Origin of the sequence: Pseudomonas sp. NPDC089407 (assembly GCF_044900445.1) — a bacterium.
Classification (GTDB): Bacteria; Pseudomonadota; Gammaproteobacteria; order Pseudomonadales; family Pseudomonadaceae; genus Aquipseudomonas.
The window spans coordinates 1-2,498 of sequence record NZ_JBJDNB010000072.1; the positions used below are offsets into that span (position 1 = coordinate 1).

2 protein-coding genes are annotated in these 2,498 nt (G+C 53.2%); both read left to right on the plus strand.

The genetic code is table 11. The features are described 5' to 3' along the window. Nucleotides 1–1,437, plus strand: a 1,437-nt coding sequence (locus ACI2KG_RS28985; RefSeq protein WP_404664243.1) for a hypothetical protein, incomplete at its 5' end; no start/stop codon positions are given. A 4-nt stretch (nt 1,438–1,441) separates the two neighbouring features. After that, a complete protein-coding gene (locus ACI2KG_RS28990) occupies nt 1,442–2,335 on the plus strand; it encodes a DUF6708 domain-containing protein (protein WP_404664244.1) in 894 nt (297 codons plus the stop codon). The last annotated feature ends 163 nt before the right edge of the window (nt 2,336–2,498 follow it).

Sequence of the window (2,498 nt, forward strand, 5' to 3'; positions counted from 1 at the left end):
ACCGCACAGACGGTCAACACCGTGGTGCTCAAGCGCCTGCGCGGGCAGACAAGGTGGGATGCCAGCCATGGCCTGCGTCAGCAGGTGTTGCTGGCAGCGCGCGAGGATAATGCCGAGAAAGCTTTGGGGCTGCTGGCGGCGCGCTACCGGATCACCGGCCAAGCCATCGCGGAGAATCCCTTCAGCGAAGAGGTACAGAAGTACCTGAAAAGTGGCATGGCGCAGGTTGAGGAGATGAAACAAATCCGCATCTCCGGAAGCCGGACGGTGTCCATCGAGTTGACCACCACTGCGCGCGTGAAACCCAACTTCCTCGGGTTGCTTACCACGGGGGTTGGTGGTGGCCTGAACGCGGGGATGCTGTGGTTCAACGTGATTTCCCTCAAGGCGGCTTACAACAGCCTGCAGCAGAGTGATGCGCCGGAATACACGATGGGGTTTGCTTCGTCGATTTTTGGGGTCATCGGTGCGGCGACGGCAACAATGGTTAGCGTGCGGGCAACGCAGAAAGCCGTGATGTTGAGGTTGAGTTCGACAGCACCTGGGATGGCCTTTGGTAACGGAGTTATCAAACACTTAGGCAGCAATTTATTCGCTCGCGCCTCTGGGTATCCAGCAATTATTCTGGGGTTAATTTCAGACATATCAAAAGGGTATCGGCAGTCACAAAACGGCAATTACAAATCAGGTGCTTATACTGCTGCTGGTGGATTCACATCTGCCGCTGGGGCCGCGCTTATGCTGGAAGCGAGCCTCGCGATCGCTGGACCAACATTTTTTATTCCCTTTGCGGGCTGGGCTGCAGCAAGCCTGGTGCTTGTCGGTGCCATGGTGCTTGCCGGTGGGCTTTACCTACACGCCAAAGCCAACGAGCGGCTCCATAGTCCAATAGAGTTATGGGCAAGTAGAAGTATTTTCGGCAAAAGAGAAAATGATGGAGAGGTCCGCCCCGAGATAAAGTTAGACCACCAAGGATTTCTCCCTGGTTTCGCCAATATCAACGAAGAGCTGGAATATTGGCATATTCTAAACTACACCCCTATTACACTAACGACTCAACAAACAACACTATTAAGGCTTGAAGGGTTTACTACGAGCCTGAGTTTAGACAACCATTGGCAAGCACCGGACTGGGCAACAATAATCCATAGCCATATAAACGAGGGCATGCCGACTATAGAATTCACCGTCCTGCTAAACCATTTTATTATTGGGCAAAGTCAATGGCATGGCGCACTGGAAGCTCTGGATTTCGGCAACACCTCAATCGCCCTACACAAAGAGCCGACCTGCCACTTAACTTCCGCAGGACTTGTTTTACATTACAAAATTGATAGAGCTAAAACCAAAAGCGCCACGCTATCAATAAGATATCAACCTAATCAAGGCATATCCCCCAGCGCGTATTCAGTCTCAAACTTTTATGTCGAAAGGTAGGACCATGGCCACAGTATGGCTATTTAGCCCACACAAAAAAACCGACGTACAACCAAAAATTCACGGACAAGTTTCAAACCTGACCAGCTCAGTATTACATTTGAGAAACCCATGGGTTTCTGATTCAGTCTTCATGGCCAAAATGTATACCGCTTCGATTTTAGTCATAGCGCTTGTATGCTACACAGGCCTCCTGAATCTCTCGATCAATTACGAACAGGAAGGTGCCTATGCGTTCATCGCAATGCAACTCCTGGGGCCATTTATTTTTACACCCTTCTTAGCCTATCGAATTTTCTTCATAAAGCACCTTTCTGAGATTTGCTTCAATAGATACACTAAGAAAATCCATTACAAGCGATTAAGCAAACTCATAGTCTTCGACTGGAACAACATTGGAGGGGGTGTATTCAAACGCACTGAATTCGGAGGTTCATCATTCAGCACAAGCTACGCCCTCGCCTTCGCCCCGCGCCGCAAGGACGGCAGTCTCCACCAAAAAGACTGCCTATGGGTCGACAGCAATGAACCCACCGATTCCGACACCCGACACGTCGCCGAAGTCTGGGAATACCTCCGCCACTTCATGGACCACGGCCCGGCCAAGCTCCCACCGCCCGGCGAACCCAACTGGTGGCACAGACCACTGCACGCAATCTGCCTGACACCGGCCGAAGCGTGGCGCCACTACGCCCCCTGGCGAACCGGCGAACCCGGTGAAATGCAGGGCAAGAAGAACTGGCAGCTGCCGTTCTGGGCCGTGCTGTTCCCGTACAACCTTACGGTCGCCATCTGTTGGTACGGTATCTGTCGGCTCTTTAACGTCCGGGCAGCCCTGCCGCCACCAGAAGCGTTTGAGGAATTATCAGCACGTACAGTCAAAAGGAAGCGGCCATGACAGGCGCCTCCGTCAGCAGCGCCACCTCCGGCCCCGCCTGCAGTGCACGTATCCCCATCCTGCCGGTGCGCTATGCCATCGTGCCGCGCACCGGCGACATGCCCGCCTGCCGCTATGCCGGTTCAGGTTTCAACCTCGAGCAGGGCTTCAGGGCGCTGCAACA